13 protein-coding genes are annotated in these 16,773 nt (G+C 70.3%); 9 read left to right on the plus strand and 4 right to left on the minus strand.

Translation table 11 applies throughout. The features are described from left to right. Window positions 1–139: 139 nt before the first annotated feature. Complete coding sequence (locus tag FB390_RS17000) at window positions 140–1,744, plus strand: peptide ABC transporter substrate-binding protein (RefSeq protein WP_141809807.1); 1,605 nt, start codon at window positions 140–142, stop codon at window positions 1,742–1,744. A 71-nt stretch (window positions 1,745–1,815) separates the two neighbouring features. On the opposite strand, the gene FB390_RS17005 is transcribed toward FB390_RS17000, so the two are convergent. The 4 genes from FB390_RS17005 to FB390_RS17020 form a co-directional block, all read right to left on the minus strand. Continuing rightward, window positions 1,816–2,265: a TIGR03667 family PPOX class F420-dependent oxidoreductase gene (locus FB390_RS17005; RefSeq protein WP_141809808.1), complete on the minus strand. Its 450-nt coding sequence runs from the start codon at window positions 2,263–2,265 to the stop codon at window positions 1,816–1,818. 67 nt (window positions 2,266–2,332) lie between these two features. Next, complete coding sequence (locus tag FB390_RS17010; protein ID WP_141809809.1) at window positions 2,333–3,559, minus strand: MFS transporter; 1,227 nt, start codon at window positions 3,557–3,559, stop codon at window positions 2,333–2,335. A gap of 123 nt (window positions 3,560–3,682) precedes the next feature. Then, complete coding sequence (locus FB390_RS17015; protein WP_141809810.1) at window positions 3,683–4,513, minus strand: isocitrate lyase/PEP mutase family protein; 831 nt, start codon at window positions 4,511–4,513, stop codon at window positions 3,683–3,685. Window positions 4,514–4,642: 129 nt separating this feature from the next. Further along, window positions 4,643–6,025, minus strand: a complete 1,383-nt coding sequence (locus tag FB390_RS17020) for an XRE family transcriptional regulator (protein ID WP_141809811.1) — start codon at window positions 6,023–6,025, stop codon at window positions 4,643–4,645. Between the two features lie 385 nt (window positions 6,026–6,410). Here FB390_RS17020 and FB390_RS17025 point away from each other — a divergent pair, with 385 nt between their 5' ends. The 8 genes from FB390_RS17025 to FB390_RS17060 all read left to right on the plus strand — a co-directional run bounded on the left by FB390_RS17025 (window position 6,411) and on the right by FB390_RS17060 (window position 16,761). Then, window positions 6,411–7,361: a hypothetical protein gene (locus FB390_RS17025; protein ID WP_141809812.1), complete on the plus strand. Its 951-nt coding sequence runs from the start codon at window positions 6,411–6,413 to the stop codon at window positions 7,359–7,361. Window positions 7,362–7,431: 70 nt separating this feature from the next. Beyond that, window positions 7,432–8,685: an adenylosuccinate synthetase gene (locus tag FB390_RS17030; protein WP_141809813.1), complete on the plus strand. Its 1,254-nt coding sequence runs from the start codon at window positions 7,432–7,434 to the stop codon at window positions 8,683–8,685. A gap of 58 nt (window positions 8,686–8,743) precedes the next feature. Then, entirely contained in the window at window positions 8,744–9,385 is a 642-nt protein-coding gene (locus tag FB390_RS17035; protein ID WP_141809814.1) for an NUDIX hydrolase, read from the plus strand. 87 nt (window positions 9,386–9,472) lie between these two features. Beyond that, complete coding sequence (locus tag FB390_RS17040; protein WP_141809815.1) at window positions 9,473–9,877, plus strand: HIT family protein; 405 nt, start codon at window positions 9,473–9,475, stop codon at window positions 9,875–9,877. Window positions 9,878–10,097: 220 nt separating this feature from the next. Then, window positions 10,098–11,015 carry an alkaline phosphatase family protein gene (locus FB390_RS17045; protein WP_141809816.1) on the plus strand — a complete coding sequence of 306 codons (918 nt, stop codon included), beginning with the start codon at window positions 10,098–10,100 and terminating at the stop codon, window positions 11,013–11,015. Window positions 11,016–11,278: 263 nt separating this feature from the next. Then, window positions 11,279–13,747 (plus strand): RelA/SpoT family protein, encoded by a 2,469-nt coding sequence (locus tag FB390_RS17050; RefSeq protein ID WP_141809817.1) that lies wholly within the window; start codon window positions 11,279–11,281, stop codon window positions 13,745–13,747. Between the two features lie 393 nt (window positions 13,748–14,140). Further along, window positions 14,141–15,778, plus strand: a complete 1,638-nt coding sequence (locus tag FB390_RS17055) for a cutinase family protein (RefSeq protein WP_141809818.1) — start codon at window positions 14,141–14,143, stop codon at window positions 15,776–15,778. A gap of 56 nt (window positions 15,779–15,834) precedes the next feature. After that, the gene (locus FB390_RS17060; protein WP_141809819.1) at window positions 15,835–16,761 is read left to right on the plus strand and encodes a DUF8176 domain-containing protein; all 927 of its coding nucleotides are present in this window, start codon (window positions 15,835–15,837) and stop codon (window positions 16,759–16,761) included. Window positions 16,762–16,773 lie beyond the last annotated feature (12 nt).

The following is a 16,773-nucleotide window of genomic DNA, read 5'->3' on the forward strand; positions in this document are numbered from 1 at the left end:
ACCGAAACCCGCGCGCCGATCCGCACGACAACCTGTCGACAGCGGGGCCGTCCGGCCGGTCTATCGCGCCTGACAGTCGATTGAATGTTTCTGCGGCACAGCACTGCCGATCAATTTCGCGCTCTGCTGAGCTGGCCAGATGAGCACCTCGACCAGATCACTAGCGCTCCGCATCGCCGCGGGGATCACCGCCGTCGCGTCCGCCGCGTTGCTCACCGTCGCCTGCGGCGGCGAGCCCGCCGCGGACTCCTCGGATCGAGATATTCTGAGCTACAACGGGACCGAGCCGGAGAACCCGCTGATCCCGGGCGATGCCACCGAACGCGACAGCGTCAAGATCGTGAACGCGTTGTTCACCGGTCTCGTCGAATACGACACCGTCACCGCCGAACCCCGCAACGCGGTGGCCGAATCCATCGTCACCGCCGACTCGCGTGTCTACACCGTCACCCTCGCTCCGGGCTGGACCTTCCACGACGGAACAGCGGTCACCGCACAGAGTTTCGTGGACGCCTGGAACTACACCGCCTACGGGCCGAACGAACTGCAAGGCGCCACGTACCTGTCGCACATCCAGGGCTACGAGGCGCTGCGGGATGGTGCGGCGACCGGGTTCTCGGGTCTGCGGATCCTCGACGATCGCCGCTTCGAGGTCACCCTCTCGGCGCCGTTCTCGGCGTTCCCGACCCAGCTCGGCTACGCGGCGTTCTTCCCGCTGCCGAGCAGCTTCTTCGCCGACCGGGCCGCGTTCGAGGCCGAACCCGTCGGCAACGGCCCCTTCCGTTTCGTCTCGCACACCCCCGGCGAGAACATCGTCGTGCACCGGTACGAGGCCTACGGCGGCACGCGCAAGCCGCACATCGAGGGCGTGGAGTTCCGGTTCTACAAGGCCCTCGAGGACGCCTACGCCGACGTGGTGGCGAACGAACTGGACTATCTCGACTTCGTCCCCGCCGACGCGCTGGCGGGTGGCCGGTACAAGACCGAATTGTCCGGGCGGAACCTGTCGCACACCTACCTCGGCGTCCAGTCCGTCTCCTTCCCGCTCTACGACCCCCGGTACGCGGACCCGCGCCTGCGACAGGCGATCTCGATGGCGATCGACCGGAAGTACGTGGTGGACACGGCCTTCGACGGGGACAAGATCCTGGCCGACGGACTGGTGCCGTCCACGGTGCCGGGATACGTCGCCGGGCAGTGCGGGGAACTGTGCGAGTACCGCCCCGAGCGAGCGCGCGAGTTGTTCGAATCGACCGGCTTTCAAGGGCCGATCGAACTGACCTCCAACGACGACTCGGCCAACCAAGTGTGGATGGACGCGGCCTGCGCGACGATCGGCAAGGCACTCGGCCGCGAATGTCGGTACGCGCCCGTGCCGACGTTCGGCGAATTCCGGACGCTGATCAACGACCGCCGCATGTCGACGATCTTCCGCTCCGGCTGGGTCGCCGACTACCCGTCCATCGAGAACTTCCTCAACCCGATCTTCCGCACCGGCGCCGCGGTGAACGGCACCGGATACTCCAGCCCCGCGGTCGACGCCCTGCTCGCCGCCGCGGACGCCGCGCCGGCCGAGCGCGAGGGCTGGGTGCTGTACCAGCAGGCCGAGCGCCAGATCCTCCAGGACATGCCCGCGATCCCGCTGTGGTTCCAGAAGGTGCAGTCCGGCTGGTCGAACCGGACCAGGGACGTGGCCGTCTCGCAGCTGCTGCAACTGGATCTGTTCGCGGTCGAGATGGACTGACCGGACACGACGAAGGCGGTGGCGTTTCGAACGCCACCGCCTTTTCGTTTGTGCCGGAGGATGATTCGCCGCTAGTCGAGCGCGCTGACCGAGCCGCTGCTGTGCAGCCGCTGCGGCGTGATGACCAGGGCGGCGGAGAACAGCGCGGCGAACTCCGCCGGGGTGCCGAACATCGCGCCGATGCGTTCGGCGTACTTGGCCGCGTACCCGGGTTCCCGGTCCGCGGGCAGCGCATCGGGCGCGAGCTCGGCGGTGCCCTCCAGGCGCACGATGTCGCGGCCGATGTCGGTGACGTCGAGACCGAGGCTCACGTGCGGATTGGCGGCCACATTGCGCAGCTTCCGCTTGCCGGGCTGGCTGTAGACGAGGACCGTCTCGTCCTCGCGCAGCAGGAACCACACCGGCACACTGTCGGGCCTGCCGTCCGGGCGGACCGTGGTCAGCCACGCGATGAGATTGCCGCGCAGCCTGCCCTCGACGTGCGCGCGCCGACCGGAGGGAAGATGGGATGTCAGGTTCATGGATGCCTTCGTCTCGTGCGAAAGTGCCTGTTCGGCAGCGGTTCTCGGGGGACGTGCGGATACGAGGCTAGCCGTCCGTAGCCGCTGTGTCGTCCGCCCGCATCCCCGCGTACGCGCACCAGGCCGCGACGAGCCCGAGCACACCGCACAGCGGCCAGATCCCCGCGCCGAGGCGATCCCACGCCAGCACGCCCAGCGTGGGGCCCAGCGCCATGCCGAGGCCGAAGGTGGCTTGATGGGTGCCGATGTAGCGAGCCTTCACCGCCGCGGGGAAGGTCGACGGGTAGGCGAACATGGTGGGGCCGTTGATCATCACGCCGAGCACGAACACCACGGTGGCCAGCAGGATCGGCGCGGCGCCGTGCTCGGCGAAGGCGTATCCGGCCACGCCGAGCCCCATGATCGCGGTGCCCACCGCGCCGACCAGCGGCGCCCGCAGATGCTTGACGTAAGAGGTGATCTTCAGCTCGCACAGGATCAGCACCACCGAGGCCGTGACGAGCACCGCGCTGTACAGGCCCGTGGAGTGACCATCGGCGGTGATGTTCAGCGGCAGTGCGACGGTGTACTGCACGTAGATGATCGAGCCGATCAGCACCGAAGCCAGGAACAGCTGGTAGCGCCGGTCGCGCAGGATCACGCCGTAGCCGGTGCGCCGCTCGGTCGCCGGTTCCGGCGCGTCCTGCACCGCCGTCACGTTGGGCAGGAGCAGCAGCGCCAGCACCGCGTAGGTGAGGGCGGAGGCGGCGTCCAGCCACAGCAGCAGATTCCAGTCGATCAGGATCACCGCCGCGGCGATCAGCGGCGCCAGCGCCGCGCCCGCGTTGAGCGCGATGCGCATCATCGAAAAGCCCATCACCCGATGCTCTTCCGGCATCAGATCGCCGAGCATCAGCGCCGCCGCCGGTCGATAGGACTGGGTGACCAAGCCGGCCGCGCCGACCGCCGCGAGCAGCACCGCGAACATGCCCGGCGTCGCGAGCAGCGGGATCACCGCGAGCAGGATGGAGGATCCGGTCATCGCGGCGATGATGGTCGAGCGCGGGCCGAGCCGGTGGGTCAGCTCGCCGCCGAGCATGGTCCCGAACACCGCGCCCGCGCTGTAGGCGGTGAGCGTGAGACCGGCTTGGCCGATGCTGAATTCGCGATGCGTCAGGTAGAGCACCAGGAAGGTCTGCACGAAGGCGCCGAGCTGGTTCACCAGCACGCCGATGAGCAGGTAGACGACCGGGCGCGGGGTCTGGCGCAGCGCGGCGAAAACGCCAGTGCGAGAGTCGGTTTCGATTGCGTTCATCGTGAGTCCTTGGTCGCCGGGGCGGCAGAGGTGCGGGCAGTGCTTGGACTACTCGGCGTGGCAGCGCTTGGAGAGGTCGGCGCGGCCGCGCTTCGTCGGCTCAGCGCAGCAGCGCTCGTCAGCTCAGCGCAGCAGCGCTTCGACCGCGCCGAAGTCCAGCGCGTCCGCGAGTTCGGTGTAGGTGCCGGTGTCGAGCAGTTCGCGGGCGGCGGCCGCGGCCCGCGCGTAGGCGGCCTGGGCCAGCGCCGGTCCGAGGCTGACCCGGCGCACTCCCGCGGCGGCCAGGTCCGGCACGCTCGGCGCGCCCGGCCCGGTCATCACGTTCAGCGGAATCGGCGATTTGCCCGCGAGATCGGTGAGCGTCGGCAGGTCGAGCAGGCCGGGGACGAACAGGCTGTCCGCGCCGGCTTCGGCATACTCCACCGCCCTGGCCAGCACCTCGTCGAAGCGGTCCTCGGGCGCGCCGATTCCGAACAGGTAGACGTCGGTGCGCGCGTTGATCACCAGTTCGGGCAGGCCGGCCTCGGTGGCCGCGGTGCGGGCGGCGCGCAACCGGTCGCGCTGTGCCGCGCGGTCGAACAGCGGCCCGACCGGCGCGGTGGAGTCCTCCACGTTGACGCCGACCGCGCCGACGCCGACAACGGCGGCGACGGTGGCCGCGACGTCCTCCGGCGCGGGACCGTAGCCACCCTCCACGTCGGCGGTGACCGGCACGTCGACGGCCGCGACGATGCGGGCCACCTGGGCGACGGCCTCCTCCCGCGTCATCCGCTGGCCGTCGGTGCGGCCCAGCGCCCAGGCCACGGCCGCGCTGGTGGTGGCGATCACCTGGGCGCCCGCCTGCGCGATCACCGCGGCGCTGATCGGGTCCCATGCGTTGGGCAGCACGAATGTGCCTGCCACGTGCAGGTTTCGAAACGCGTTCGCCCGGCTCTGCTGGATCTCGTCCGCCACGTCGGCTCCTTCTGAGTTGTTGTCCTGATCTGGTCGAACTCGACGAACCTAACCCCGGAATCGGCCGGATCGGCGCTGCCGGGAACCACCGCGGACAAACGAACGTCAATGCCGGACAACATGTTCGGCTCAGCGCCCGAATCCGCTGTCGAAACCGATCGCCGCGCGTAGCGGGTCGGCGTCCAGTTCGTCGGCGCCGCGGCGCAGCGCGAACCGGTCCGCCTCCTGCGCGACGACCTGACCGATCAGCGGCGACATCACATAGCGGTCGGGCTCCGAGACCCGGTGCAGCAGACCGCCGTCGATGAGACTGTCCATCGCATACTCGGCCGATTCGATCGAGATGTGCAAGGTCCGTGCCAGTGTCGCGGGCGTGACCTCGTCGGCCCCGCCCGCGAGCATGTGCAGCACGTGCTTGGCCAACGGCGGACGCGACAGGTAGGCGGGCAGTACCGCGTCGGCCAGGCTCACGTCACCGATGCGCAGCCAGTTCGACACGTTCACGCCCTCGGCGAGGCGCGCGGCGATCTCCGACAGGCGGCGCCCCGGCTGCGCGGCGATCTTGCGACCCGCGATGGTGAGCGCCAGGGGCAGGTGTCCGCAGAACTCGGCGATGCTGCTCGCCGCGGCCGGTTCGGCTCCGACCCGGTCGCCGCCGATGAGCAGCCGCAGCAGGTCGACCGACTCGGCGCGGGGGAGGGGGCCGAGAGTGACGCGGCGTACCCCGTCCAGGCCGAGCAGCCGTGAGCGGCTGGTCACCACGATCTGGCTGTTGAGCGAGCGCGCCAGCAGCGGGCGCACCTGCGGTTCGTCGCGGACGTTGTCGAGCAGCACGATGACCCGGCGCTCGGCGAGCATCGAGCGGTAGAGCCCGATCCGGTGCATGTCGTCGGCGGGTACCTGGTCGGGCGGCACGCCGAGCGCGCGCAGGAAACCGGCCATCACCTCCAGGGGCGCGGCGTCGTCGCCGCGGATGGCGGCCATGTCGGCGAACAGCTGCCCGTCGGGGAACTGTTCGGCGAGCCGGTGCGCGAACCGCAGCGCGAACGCGGTCTTGCCGACGCCGACCGGCCCGCGCACCACCACCGGGACTCGCGAGTCGGCGATGCCCGCCGTCGCCGCGCGCGTGCCGTCGAATTCGGCGACCCGGCCGACGAAATCGTCCGGTCCGATGGGCAGCTGGACCGGACGCGGCGGTCCCGCGTCGGCCGTCTCGTCCACCACGATCGGCAGCGGCTCGGTGGGCGCGCCGTCTCCGCGCGCCTCGCGCCAGCGGCGCTCCCACTCCCCGGGGTCGCCGCCGCAGGCGCGGACGAACGCCAGCGCCACCGGCAGCGTCGGCAGCCGGTGGCCGCCCGCGGCGTCCGACAAGACGGAAGGGGAGTAGAGGGCCACGCTGGCCAGTTGCCGGTAGGACGGATTGCCCGCCGCGGCCCGCAACTTGCGCAGATCGCCCGCGAACGCGGCGATCGGGCCCGACCGGATATCGATCGGCTTCTCTCGTCTCCCCATCGGTGCTCCACTCCCTGAAATGCGTTGCGGCACACTTGCCCCTATGCCGCAGCCTGGCAGCCGACGACCCTGTCGGCTCCCCCCATGACGCGCACCGCCTAGCGAGCACCGGCCTCGGCGGTTTGCCCCTGATTCAGACCGCACTTCCGGGGAGCTCCGCACCGCGCGTCCGGCGAGTCCGAATTTCCCGTTCCGCGATCGTCCATCCGGAGGGTGAACGGCCAGCGTCGCTATGGCATGCAATAGGCGACGTGCCGCCTAAGCCTGAATCGCGGTGTGTGCCTTGGGTATTAACAACCCGATGCGCCTTCGTTCGGTCAGGTCCCTTGACCGCTCGAGTTTTAGTCACTTACACTAAAACTACGCACACGAGAGGAGTGGCGACATGGGATACGGACACTGGGACGACACCGCCTACCGGGCGGCCAAGACCTATCGCGCCAGCCGGGGGATCGACGACTTCGGCTACACCGCCGAGATGCGGGAGCGGCCGTACACGAGCTGGCGGGCGCATCCGTCGCTCGACCCGCTGGGGGTCGGCGCGCGCGAATGCCGGGACTCCGCCGAGCACGGCAACTCGCTGCCCATCGCGGTGTTGTTCGACGTGACCGGCTCGATGGGGCAGGTGCCGATCATCATGCAGGACAAACTCGGCAAGCTGCACGGACTGCTCCAGCGCAAGAAGTACGCCGACGATCCGCAGATTTTGTTCGGCGCGGTCGGCGACGCGGACACCGACCGGGCGCCGCTGCAGATCGGCCAGTTCGAATCCGACAACCGGATGGACCAGCAGTTGCGCGACATCCTGCTCGAGGGCGGCGGTGGCGGCCAGAAGTCCGAAAGTTACGAACTGGCGGCCTACTTCATGGCCACCCACGTCGTCACCGACGCGTGGGAGAAGCGGCGCAAGCGCGGCTACCTGTTCCTCATCGGCGACGAGCTGAACAAGCCGAGGCTCGCCTCGCGGCACATCCGCGCGGTGATCGGCGATCACGTGCGCAGCGATATCGCGGTCGACTCGATCTATCGCGAGCTGGCCGAGAAGTGGCACGTGCACTACGTCCTGCCGAACCAGTCCAGCTACTACGACGATCCCGAGATCGCGGAGCACTGGCGCGGGCTGCTCGGCCAGAACTTCCTGAAGCTCGACGATCCGGCCGCGGTGTGCGAACTCATCGCGCTCACCGTCGGGCTCGCGGAGGGACGGGTCGACATCGACACGGGTCTGGCGGATCTGCGCGACGTCGGATCGGCGGCGGAGGTGGATTCGGTGGGCAAGGCGCTGGGCGCGCACGCGCGTCCGGCCGTGCGGGCGCTGCCGGGTGGGTCGCGCTGAGTGGGTGCGCCGCACCGTCGCGGGGTCGGCGCGGCGCGCTCGGTGTTCGTGAAAGGGAAGGCGGGACAGCATGAACGGCTCGCATCTGATCGTCGTCGACCTCGGCTTCGGTGACGTGGGGAAGGGGGCGACGGTGGACTGGCTGTGCTCGCCCGAGGCGGGTCTGGACGTGTCCGTGGTCGTGCGCTTCAACGGCGGCGCGCAGGCCGCGCACAACGTGATCGCCGACGGGCGGCACCACACGTTCGCGCAGTTCGGGTCCGGCACGTTCGCCGGCGTGCCGACCCTGCTCTCCGAGCACATGCTCGTCGAACCGATCGCGTTGGCGGGGGAGGCGCGGCGGCTGCTGGCGTCGGGCGTGCGGGATCCGTTGGCGCTGTTGCGTATCGACGGCCGCGCACTGCTGACGACGCCGATCCACATCGCTGCCAACCGGGCTCGCGAAGACGCCCGAGGTGCGGCGCGGCACGGGTCCTGCGGCCGGGGGATCGGCGAGACCGCCTGGTACGCCCTCGAACACGACGCGCCGACGGTGGCCGACTGCCGCAACCCCGCGGTGTTGCGCGCCAAGCTGCGCGCGTTGGCCGCGCACTACGGTCCGTTGATCGCGGCGAGCGCGCACCGCTACGAGCCGATCGACGACTTGGTCGACATGTACCGGGAGTTCGCGGCCGCGGTGCGGATCGTGGACGGACGGTACCTGGCGGCGGCGGCCCGGCGCGGCCGCCTCGTCTTCGAGGGCGCGCAGGGCGTGCTGCTCGACGAGTGGCGCGGATTTCACCCGCACACCACCTGGTCCACCGTCGAGCCGCGCAACGCCCGCGCCATGCTGGCGGCGATCGGTCACGCGGGGTACACCATCGGCGTCACGCGCACCTACCAGACCAGGCACGGTGCGGGCCCGCTGCCGACGGAGGACCCGGGGCTCGCGATTCCCGAGCCGCACAACGGCTTCGGCGAGTACCAGGGTGCGTTCCGCCTCGGTCATCTCGACGCGGTGCTGCTGCGCTACGCCGTCGCGGCCTGCGGTGGTGTCGACGGGCTCGTGGTCAACCACCTGGATGCAATCGGAACCGGCTTCGCCGCAACGGATTACCGAACCAGTGCGGGAATCGTCCGCGACCTGCCGCTCGGTCCGTGGCGCGATCTCGAACACCAGCGGCGGCTCACCGAGTTGCTCGCCACCGCCGAGCCGATACTCACCGAGTTGCCCGAGGATCGGCTGTCCTGGTTCGAGCGGACGCTCGGCGCGCCGGTCGTTCTCAGCGCGGACGGTCCGAGCCGGGCCGATCGCACCGGGTGGCGGGCGGAGGTCGCCGCCTGAAAGGCGCGGCCGGGCCGGGCGCGCACGGGGCGACCGGGGGAGGGCAGGATGGTTCGGCGTGGAGCAATCCGTTGTGTCGGTCGACGTGGTGACGCTCCGGTTCTGGCCCGAGGACGCCGGGGTCACGATCGGAATCGCGCCGCGCGGCCACGAACCGTTCACCGGCGAACTCGCGCTGCCCGGCGTGCTGCTCGGCCGTGGCGAGCGCCTCGCCGCGGCCGCCCGCCGCGCGGTGCACACCAAGCTCGGTGTCCCCGACGCGGCGATCGGCGCCGTCGGCCAGCTCGTCACCTTCGACGAACCGCACCGCGACCCGCGCGGCCCGACCCTGTCCATCGCCATGTGGGCGGTGGTCGCCCCGCACGAAGGCCCGGCCCAGTGGGTCTCCTTCGACGCGACGCCCACCCTGGCGTTCGACCACAACCGCATCGTCGAGGACTCCCGCGCCGTGCTGGCCCGGCTGCTCTGGAAAGACGCCGTGTTCACCCGCGCGATGCTCGGCGCCGAATTCCCCGCCACCAGAGCCGTCGAGCTGAGCACCTCGCTGCTCGGCCTGCGCCCGGACCCGGCCAACCTCAACCGGACCCTGGCCGCCCTCCCCGGCCTGGAACGCACCACCGAACGCCGCCGCACCAAACCCACCGGCCGCCCCGCCGCCGTCTGGGCCTTCACCTCGGACGAACCCTCCTGGGCCGAATAAACCTGGGCCGCAACGGATTGTCTGCCGTACGGTGGCCCGGTGGGGACTCCATGCGGCATCTGTGCGAAACACCGGGGCGAAGGACCGTTGGTCGGGCCGCTCCTCTTCGCCGACGAGCTGGTCGTGGTCACCCACCGGCCGCTGAGCAAGGGGCGCTTGCCCGGTTACCTGTTCGTGGAGACTCGACGCCACACCGCGGGCGTCGCCGACCTCGGCGACGACGAGAGCAGGGCCGTCGGCTGGGCGGTGGCGCGCGCCGCGCGTGCGCTGCGCCACGAGCTGGCGCCGGAGCACGTCTTCTCCGCGATCACCGGCCGCACCTGGGCGCATTTCCACCAGCACGTCTTCGCCAGGCCGACGGGGACGCCGGATGAGATTCCCTGGTTCGGCGCGGACGAGTGGGCGGGCGCCCCGATCCTGGACGATGCCGGTCTCGACCAGCTCTGCGCACGGCTGTCGCCCTACTTCGGGCCGCCTGAACAGTTTCCGTAGCGGACCTGCCACACCAGCCACGCGCCGCCGATCTCGGTGAGCGCCGCCAGGGCGAACTGCGGCGGGGAGCGAGCGATCGACACGGCCGGGCACCCGCCGGTCGCGCGGCGTTCGGCCGGAGTTCAGGGAGGCGACCGGCGCCGAGTCGGGCGATGAAAGCTCGATGAACAGACCGGGGAAAGGCTGGTGGGACCGGTCTGCGGGCCGTCATCGTCACGGTATGCGAAGACGGTCGCTGTTGCGGGCCACGGCCGTCATGGCGGCCGCCCTGGTCCCGGGCGCGGTCACCGCCACCGCCGCCCCCGGTCGCACCAAGGTTCTCGTCATCGGCCTCGACGGCGCGATGTATGCCAAGCTCCGCGAGGCCCGCGCGCCGAACCTGCTGCGGCTGGTCGCCGCGGGCACCCTCTCCCAAACCTCGCTCGTGCCGCACATCAGCCTGTCCGGCCCGTCCTGGGCGACCGCCCTCACCGGCGTGTGGGACCGCAAGCACGGCGTCACCCACAACGACTTCGACGCAGCCCCCTTCGACCGGTACCCCACGGTGTTCACCCTGTTGGAGCGCGCGGGACGCCGCACAGCCGCCGTCGCGACGTGGTCGAAGATCGCGACCATCGCGGGCAGCGGAACGCCGCGCGCGAGCCGGATCCGGGTCACCGAGCCGGTACCGGACGACCCGGACGAGGCGAAGACCGACGCCGCCACCGCCGACGCGGCGATCGCCGAGCTCACCGGGGACGCCCCCGACTTCCTTTTCGTCCACCTCGACCAGATCGACTTCGCCGGTCACCGGCACGGGGCGGCGTCCAAGGCCTTCCTGGACGCGACCATCCGGGCGGATCGCGAGGTCGGCCGGATCGTCGCGGCCGCGGACGCGCGCCACGGCGAGCGCTGGACCGTGCTGGTCACGACCGACCACGGCCACCTCCCGAAGGGCGGCCACGGCGGACAGACCCGCGACGAGACCGCCACCTTCGTCATCGCGCGCGGACCCGCCTTCGCCCCCGGCGTGACCGACGCGCACTACGCCCTCGTCGACATCACCCCCACCGCGCTGGATCTGCTCGGCGTCCCGGTCCCGCGCGGCCTGGACGGCGGTTCCATGCCGGCCCGTCCGGCTGCCGCCCGCGAGTGGTAGCGCGGGTCGCCGCTACGCCGTTCTACCCTCCCGAATGACGGTGGCAAATCCGTTCTGCCTCGGTGAAGTTCGGTTCGGAGGAATCCTCCGTGGGGCTCCCGTGATCGCCTCGAGAAGTCCGGTCGCGGGGCTGGAAACCGGACAGCTTCCGGTCTCGGCAGCTGCGGATCCGACGGTGTGCCTGGCCGGGGACTAAAGTTGTGGTCTGGGCGGTTGCAGCGGTCGGATAGGGTGGTCCGACCGCGGCGTGGAGAGGTGGTGGCATGACTCAGCATCTGGGCGAGGCGAATGTCGAGCAATCGGCGGCATCTGCCCCGCAGTCGAACGGTGCGGCGGCCGCCCCCGCGAGCCCGCAGCCCGCCCGGCCGACGCCCAACGATGTGCCCCAGCGGCAGCCCGATCGGGCCCAGCGTCCGTCCGGAACGACGCAGCGTGCGGCCGAACCGGCGCAGCGCCAGCCCGGCACCGCCGCGGTCCCCACCTCCGCCTCACGGCGGGTGCGTGCGCGGCTGGCCCGCCGGATGACCGGTCAGCGCGGCATCGCCGCCGTCAAGCCGGTGCTCGAACCGCTCGCGACGGTGCACCGCGAGCTGTACCCGAAGGCGAATCTGACCCTGCTGCAGCGGGCATTCGACGTCGCCGACGAACGCCACGCGCACCAGTTCCGCAAGTCGGGTGATCCCTACATCACCCACCCGTTGGCCGTCGCCAACATCCTCGCCGAGCTCGGTATGGACACGACCACGCTGGTCGCGGCGCTGCTGCACGACACGGTGGAGGACACCGGCTACTCGCTCGAGCAGCTGACCGCGGACTTCGGCGCCGAGGTCGCGCATCTGGTGGACGGCGTCACCAAACTGGACAAGGTCAATCTCGGCGCGGCCGCCGAGGCCGAAACCATCCGCAAGATGATCATCGCCATGGCGCGCGACCCGCGCGTGCTGGTGATCAAGGTGGCCGACCGCCTGCACAACATGCGCACCATGCGCTTCCTGCCGCCGGAGAAGCAGGCGAAGAAGGCCAAGGAGACGCTCGAGGTCATCGCGCCGCTGGCCCACCGCCTCGGCATGGCGACCGTGAAGTGGGAGCTCGAGGACCTCGCGTTCGCGATCCTGCACCCCAAGAAGTACGACGAGATCGTCCGTCTCGTCGCCGACCGCGCGCCCTCCCGCGACACCTACCTGGCGAAGGTGCGCGCGGAGATCGTCAACACGCTGGCCGCCTCGCGCATCAACGCGATCGTCGAGGGCAGGCCCAAGCACTACTGGTCGATCTACCAGAAGATGATCGTCAAGGGTAAGGACTTCGACGACATCCACGACCTGGTCGGCATCCGCATCCTGTGCGACGAGGTCCGCGACTGCTACGCGGCGGTCGGCGTGGTGCACTCGCTGTGGCAGCCGATGGCGGGCCGGTTCAAGGACTACATCGCTCAGCCGCGCTACGGCGTCTACCAGTCGCTGCACACCACCGTGGTCGGTCCGGACGGCAAGCCGCTCGAGGTGCAGATCCGCACCCAGGACATGCACCGCACCGCGGAGTTCGGCATCGCCGCGCACTGGCGCTACAAGGAGACCCGCGGCAAGCACTCCGGTGACGCCGCCGAAGTCGACGACATGGCCTGGATGCGCCAGCTGCTCGACTGGCAGCGCGAGGCCGCCGACCCCGCGGAGTTCCTGGAGTCGCTGCGCTTCGACCTGAAGTCGCCCGAGATCTTCGTGTTCACCCCGAAGGGTGACGTGATCACGTTGCCGCAGAAGTCGACTCCGGTCGATTTCGCGTACGCCGTGCACACCGAGGTCGGCCACCGCTGCATCGGCGCGCGCGTCAACGGACGTCTCGTCGCGCTGGAGCGTCAGCTCGAAAACGGTGAAGTGGTCGAGGTTTTCACCTCCAAGGCGCAGAACGCCGGTCCCAGCAGGGACTGGCAGAACTTCGTGGTCTCGCCGCGCGCCAAGGCCAAGATCCGGCAGTGGTTCGCCAAGGAACGCCGCGAGGAGGCGCTGGAGAGCGGCAAGGAGCAGATCTCCAAGGAGGTCCGCCGCGTCGGACTGCCGCTGCAGCGGCTGATGAGCGTCGACGCCATGACCGCGGTCGCGCACGAGCTGCACTACACCGACATCTCCACCCTCTACACCGCCGTCGGCGAGCACCAGGTCTCCGCGCACCATGTCGTGCAGCGGCTCATGGCCCAGCTCGGCGGTATCGGCGACGTGGAGAACGAGCTCGCCGAGCGCTCGACGCCGTCCACCACGCCGAGCCGTCAGCGCGTCACGGGCGACGCGGGCGTGCTGATCCCCGGCGCGCCGGGCACCGTGGCCAAGCTGGCCAAGTGCTGCACGCCGGTCCCCGGCGACGAGATCATGGGCTTCGTGACCCGGGGCGGCGCGGTGAGCGTGCACCGGACCGACTGCACCAACGCCGGTTCGCTGCGCGAGCAGGCCGAGCGGATCATCGATGTCGAGTGGGCGCCCTCGCCCTCGTCGGTCTTCCTGGTCGCCATCCAGATCGAGGCGCTGGACCGCACCCGGTTGCTGTCGGATGTCACCAAGGTGCTCGCCGACGAGAAGGTCAACATTCTGTCCGCCTCGGTGGCCACGCACGGCGACCGGGTGGCGATCAGCAAGTTCACTTTCGAGATGGGCGATCCGAAGCACCTGGGCCACTTGCTGAACGTGGTGCGCAACGTGGAGGGCGTCTACGACGTCTACCGCGTCACCTCGGCCGCCTGAGGCCCGTCCGTCGCGGACTCGAGCGATAACCCGCGTTCGTCGGGTAGCCGCGGCATTCCGGTCGATTCAGCGCGCCTGAGCGACCGGAATGCCGCCCCGGAAAGCGTTGCCGCGCGGCGAGTTTGCTGGCGAACCTGAAATGTTTGCTGGGTCGTCAAGAGGGGTTGCTGGCCCGGTAGAGCCCAATTATCGCTCCTCGGTAGCGGTCTCGCGCGATCGGTCGGAAACTTGCCGGGCCGATCTCCGCGCCGCGCCGGTCGGTGTGCGTTATGCTTCGGCGTTTCGCGAAAAGTTTTCTCTGTTGCGGCAGTAATAGCCGGAATCTGTTACGGTCTATTGCGTTTCATGGCGTTGAGGGTAGCTGCGGCAACACGGGATTGATTGCGGATCGCTATGACTGATTACACGGCAAGACTCTCGGGGTTGGTGGTCGCGACCACCGTTGCCGTCGCCGCCGCGACGGCGAGCCCCGCGCTCGCCGATCCGCCGAATTCCCCCGCCCCCTCGACCGATCTGGCCATCGACGACTGTCCGGCGTTGTACGCCTTGGGCGTTCAGGGCACGGGGGAGTCCTCCCCGGACGCCGCGCCGACCACCGACACCGGCATGCTCTCCACGGTCTTCATGCCGTTGCTGGCCAAGGCCGCTCGGCCCGGCCTTGTCGATCGCGCTTACGTGCCATACGAATCCGGTTTCGGCGGCTTTGTGAACGGCGGCCCGGCGCCGTACGTGGAGTCCGTGCAAGGCGGGTTGACGCGGCTGCGGGACATGGCCGCTCAGGTCGCCCAACGGTGCGCCGACACGCGCCTCGCCATCGTCGGCTACTCCCAGGGCGCGCACGTCGCCTCGGTCTTCGCCCAGGAGGTCGGGCAGGGCCGCGGCGTGGTGCCCGCCGACCGGGTCGCGGCCGTCGCGCTGTTCGCCGACCCGACCCGCAATCCGGGCGCGCCGCTGTTCCCCGGCTCGCCGGGCAAGCGGACGCCGGATCCCGCGCCCGGCACCACGGGCGCCGAGATCGCGACCATCGCCGCGCTGCCGCAGACGCCGGCGAACGGCGGCGGCATCGGCCCGGAACGGGACCAGGCGGCCAACTTCGCGGCCCTCACCGGTCGCGTGGCGAGTTTTTGTGCGGCAGGCGATCTCGCCTGTGACGCGCCGCAGGGCGCGCCGATTCTGAAGGCCGTGGCGTCGGTCGCGGGTCAAGCCAAGCTGAGCGGCGGCGACCCCATCGCCTCGCTGGTCTCCATCGCGCAGGCGCTCGCGTTCACCTCGATCAAGACCGCGACCAAGGTCGTCGACGAGGACGTGCAGGGTACCTCGCTCGCGAATCTGTCGCTCTCCCCGAAGAAGTCGATCTCCCAGCGCATCGCCGACGCCTCGGACCCGCGTACCCCGCTGGATCTGAACGGCGCGCTGCGCGCTCTGCTGAAGGTCGGCATGATCGGCCTCAACGCGGTCGCCACCGTCGTCAAGACGGTGATCGGTCCGGCGGCGATCTCGCAGCTGGCCGGCGCGGGGCTCTCCAATCCGGCGGCCGGTCTGCTGTTGCTCGGCTCGAAGTTGATCGGCGCCATTCCACAACTGATCCCGCCGACGACGGTGTCCCGGCTGGTCACCCAGGCGTTCGACGCGGTGGTGCAGAACATCACCGACAACCGCGAACTGATCGACGTCACGACCTGGGTGCGGTATTGGGACACCGTGCAACGGCACGGCGCATACAGCACCGCGGCGGTGGCCGCCAACGGCGACGCGCCCACCCGCTTCGTCGCCGACTGGTTCGCCGCACTGGCCCGTGACCTGGCCGATCGCTTCGGCGCGGGCGCCGAGCCGCAGGGTGGGGCCGCCAAGCCGCCTACCGGATTCTTCGGCGAAAGTACCGGCGCGTCGACTACGCCGAATTCGTCCGGTACGGGACAATTTCCGTTCGGGACAGGAGCCGATGGCGCCTCATCCGGCGGCGCGACCTCGATTCCGCCCACCGAGCGACCCGGCACCGCCAACAACGCCTACCCGTTCTCCACGAACTGATCGCCGAGAGGTCCGACGATGCGATACCACGTGCCTGGCTCTGCGGGAATGGGGGAATGTTGAAGTCGTACAAAGATCTGTCCCGCTGGTACGACGCGCTCGAACCCGACAACGGTGCGCCCGCTCCGGCGCAGCAGGACGACGCGAGCCTCGATCCGGTGGAGGACGACGGACCGGCTCGGTATCCGCACTATATCCGCGAGGAAGAGGATCCCGAGGAGGCGCGCGCGCGGAACGAGGTTCCGGCGGATCTGGCTTCGCGGCGCGCGGAATTCACCGGCGGCTGGTCCGATTGGGTCGCCGTCCACGCGCCGGGCCCCGACGACGACTACGCACCGCGCGACGGCGATCTGGTCCGCTTCCCGTGGCCGGAGGACGACGACTACGACGACGAGCCCGCGCCGCTCGTCCGCCCGCACCCGCGCTCGCTGCGCGACCACCCGGCCTCGCGCCGCGGCCGCGTCGTCCTGGTGTTGATCGTTGCGGTCCTGTTGCTGGCCTTCGTCGCGGTGGGTGCGCTGTATTTGTTGCGGTCCTCGGGCAACCGCGCCGCCGTCGCGCCGACCACGCCGCCGATGCAATTCACCGCGGGCAGCGCGCAGGCGGGCATCACCTCGGGCTGTCCTACCGAGCGCGCCGAACGGCTGATCCGCAGCGCGGAGGCCGGCGGCACGCACAGCGGCCCGGACGTCGTGCTCGCCTTCCAGTACGCCTACTACGTGGAGCGGTCCGGCGAGCGGGCACGGGCATTCGTCGCGCCGGACGCGGCGGTCCCCGCCGCCCCGACGATTCAGCGTGGAATCGACACCGTCCCGGAGGGCACCACGCACTGCGTGCGCGTCGCGACGGTGGGAGGCGACATGTATTCGGTGGAGGTCACCGAGTACCGGCCGGGCGGAGCGCCCGCCACGTACAACAAGCAGACGGTCACCACCGCGGTGATCGGCGGCCGCACCCTGATCACGGGTATCGCGGCCGGATGAAGGAGAGCTGAG

The organism is Nocardia bhagyanarayanae, assembly GCF_006716565.1.
In the GTDB taxonomy this organism is placed as follows: domain Bacteria; phylum Actinomycetota; class Actinomycetes; order Mycobacteriales; family Mycobacteriaceae; genus Nocardia; species Nocardia bhagyanarayanae.

Bases quoted from the DNA above. Each gene is read 5' to 3' on its own strand.
- FB390_RS17000 (WP_141809807.1), top strand. From the start codon at position 140: ATGAGCACCTCGACCAGATCACTAGCGCTCCGCATCGCCGCGGGGATC.
- FB390_RS17005 (WP_141809808.1), bottom strand. From the start codon at position 2,265: ATGAACCTGACATCCCATCTTCCCTCCGGTCGGCGCGCGCACGTCGAG.
- FB390_RS17010 (WP_141809809.1), bottom strand. From the start codon at position 3,559: ATGAACGCAATCGAAACCGACTCTCGCACTGGCGTTTTCGCCGCGCTG.
- FB390_RS17020 (WP_141809811.1), bottom strand. From the start codon at position 6,025: ATGGGGAGACGAGAGAAGCCGATCGATATCCGGTCGGGCCCGATCGCC.
- FB390_RS17025 (WP_141809812.1), top strand. From the start codon at position 6,411: ATGGGATACGGACACTGGGACGACACCGCCTACCGGGCGGCCAAGACC.
- FB390_RS17030 (WP_141809813.1), top strand. From the start codon at position 7,432: ATGAACGGCTCGCATCTGATCGTCGTCGACCTCGGCTTCGGTGACGTG.
- FB390_RS17045 (WP_141809816.1), top strand. From the start codon at position 10,098: ATGCGAAGACGGTCGCTGTTGCGGGCCACGGCCGTCATGGCGGCCGCC.
- FB390_RS17050 (WP_141809817.1), top strand. From the start codon at position 11,279: ATGACTCAGCATCTGGGCGAGGCGAATGTCGAGCAATCGGCGGCATCT.
- FB390_RS17055 (WP_141809818.1), top strand. From the start codon at position 14,141: ATGACTGATTACACGGCAAGACTCTCGGGGTTGGTGGTCGCGACCACC.
- FB390_RS17060 (WP_141809819.1), top strand. From the start codon at position 15,835: ATGTTGAAGTCGTACAAAGATCTGTCCCGCTGGTACGACGCGCTCGAA.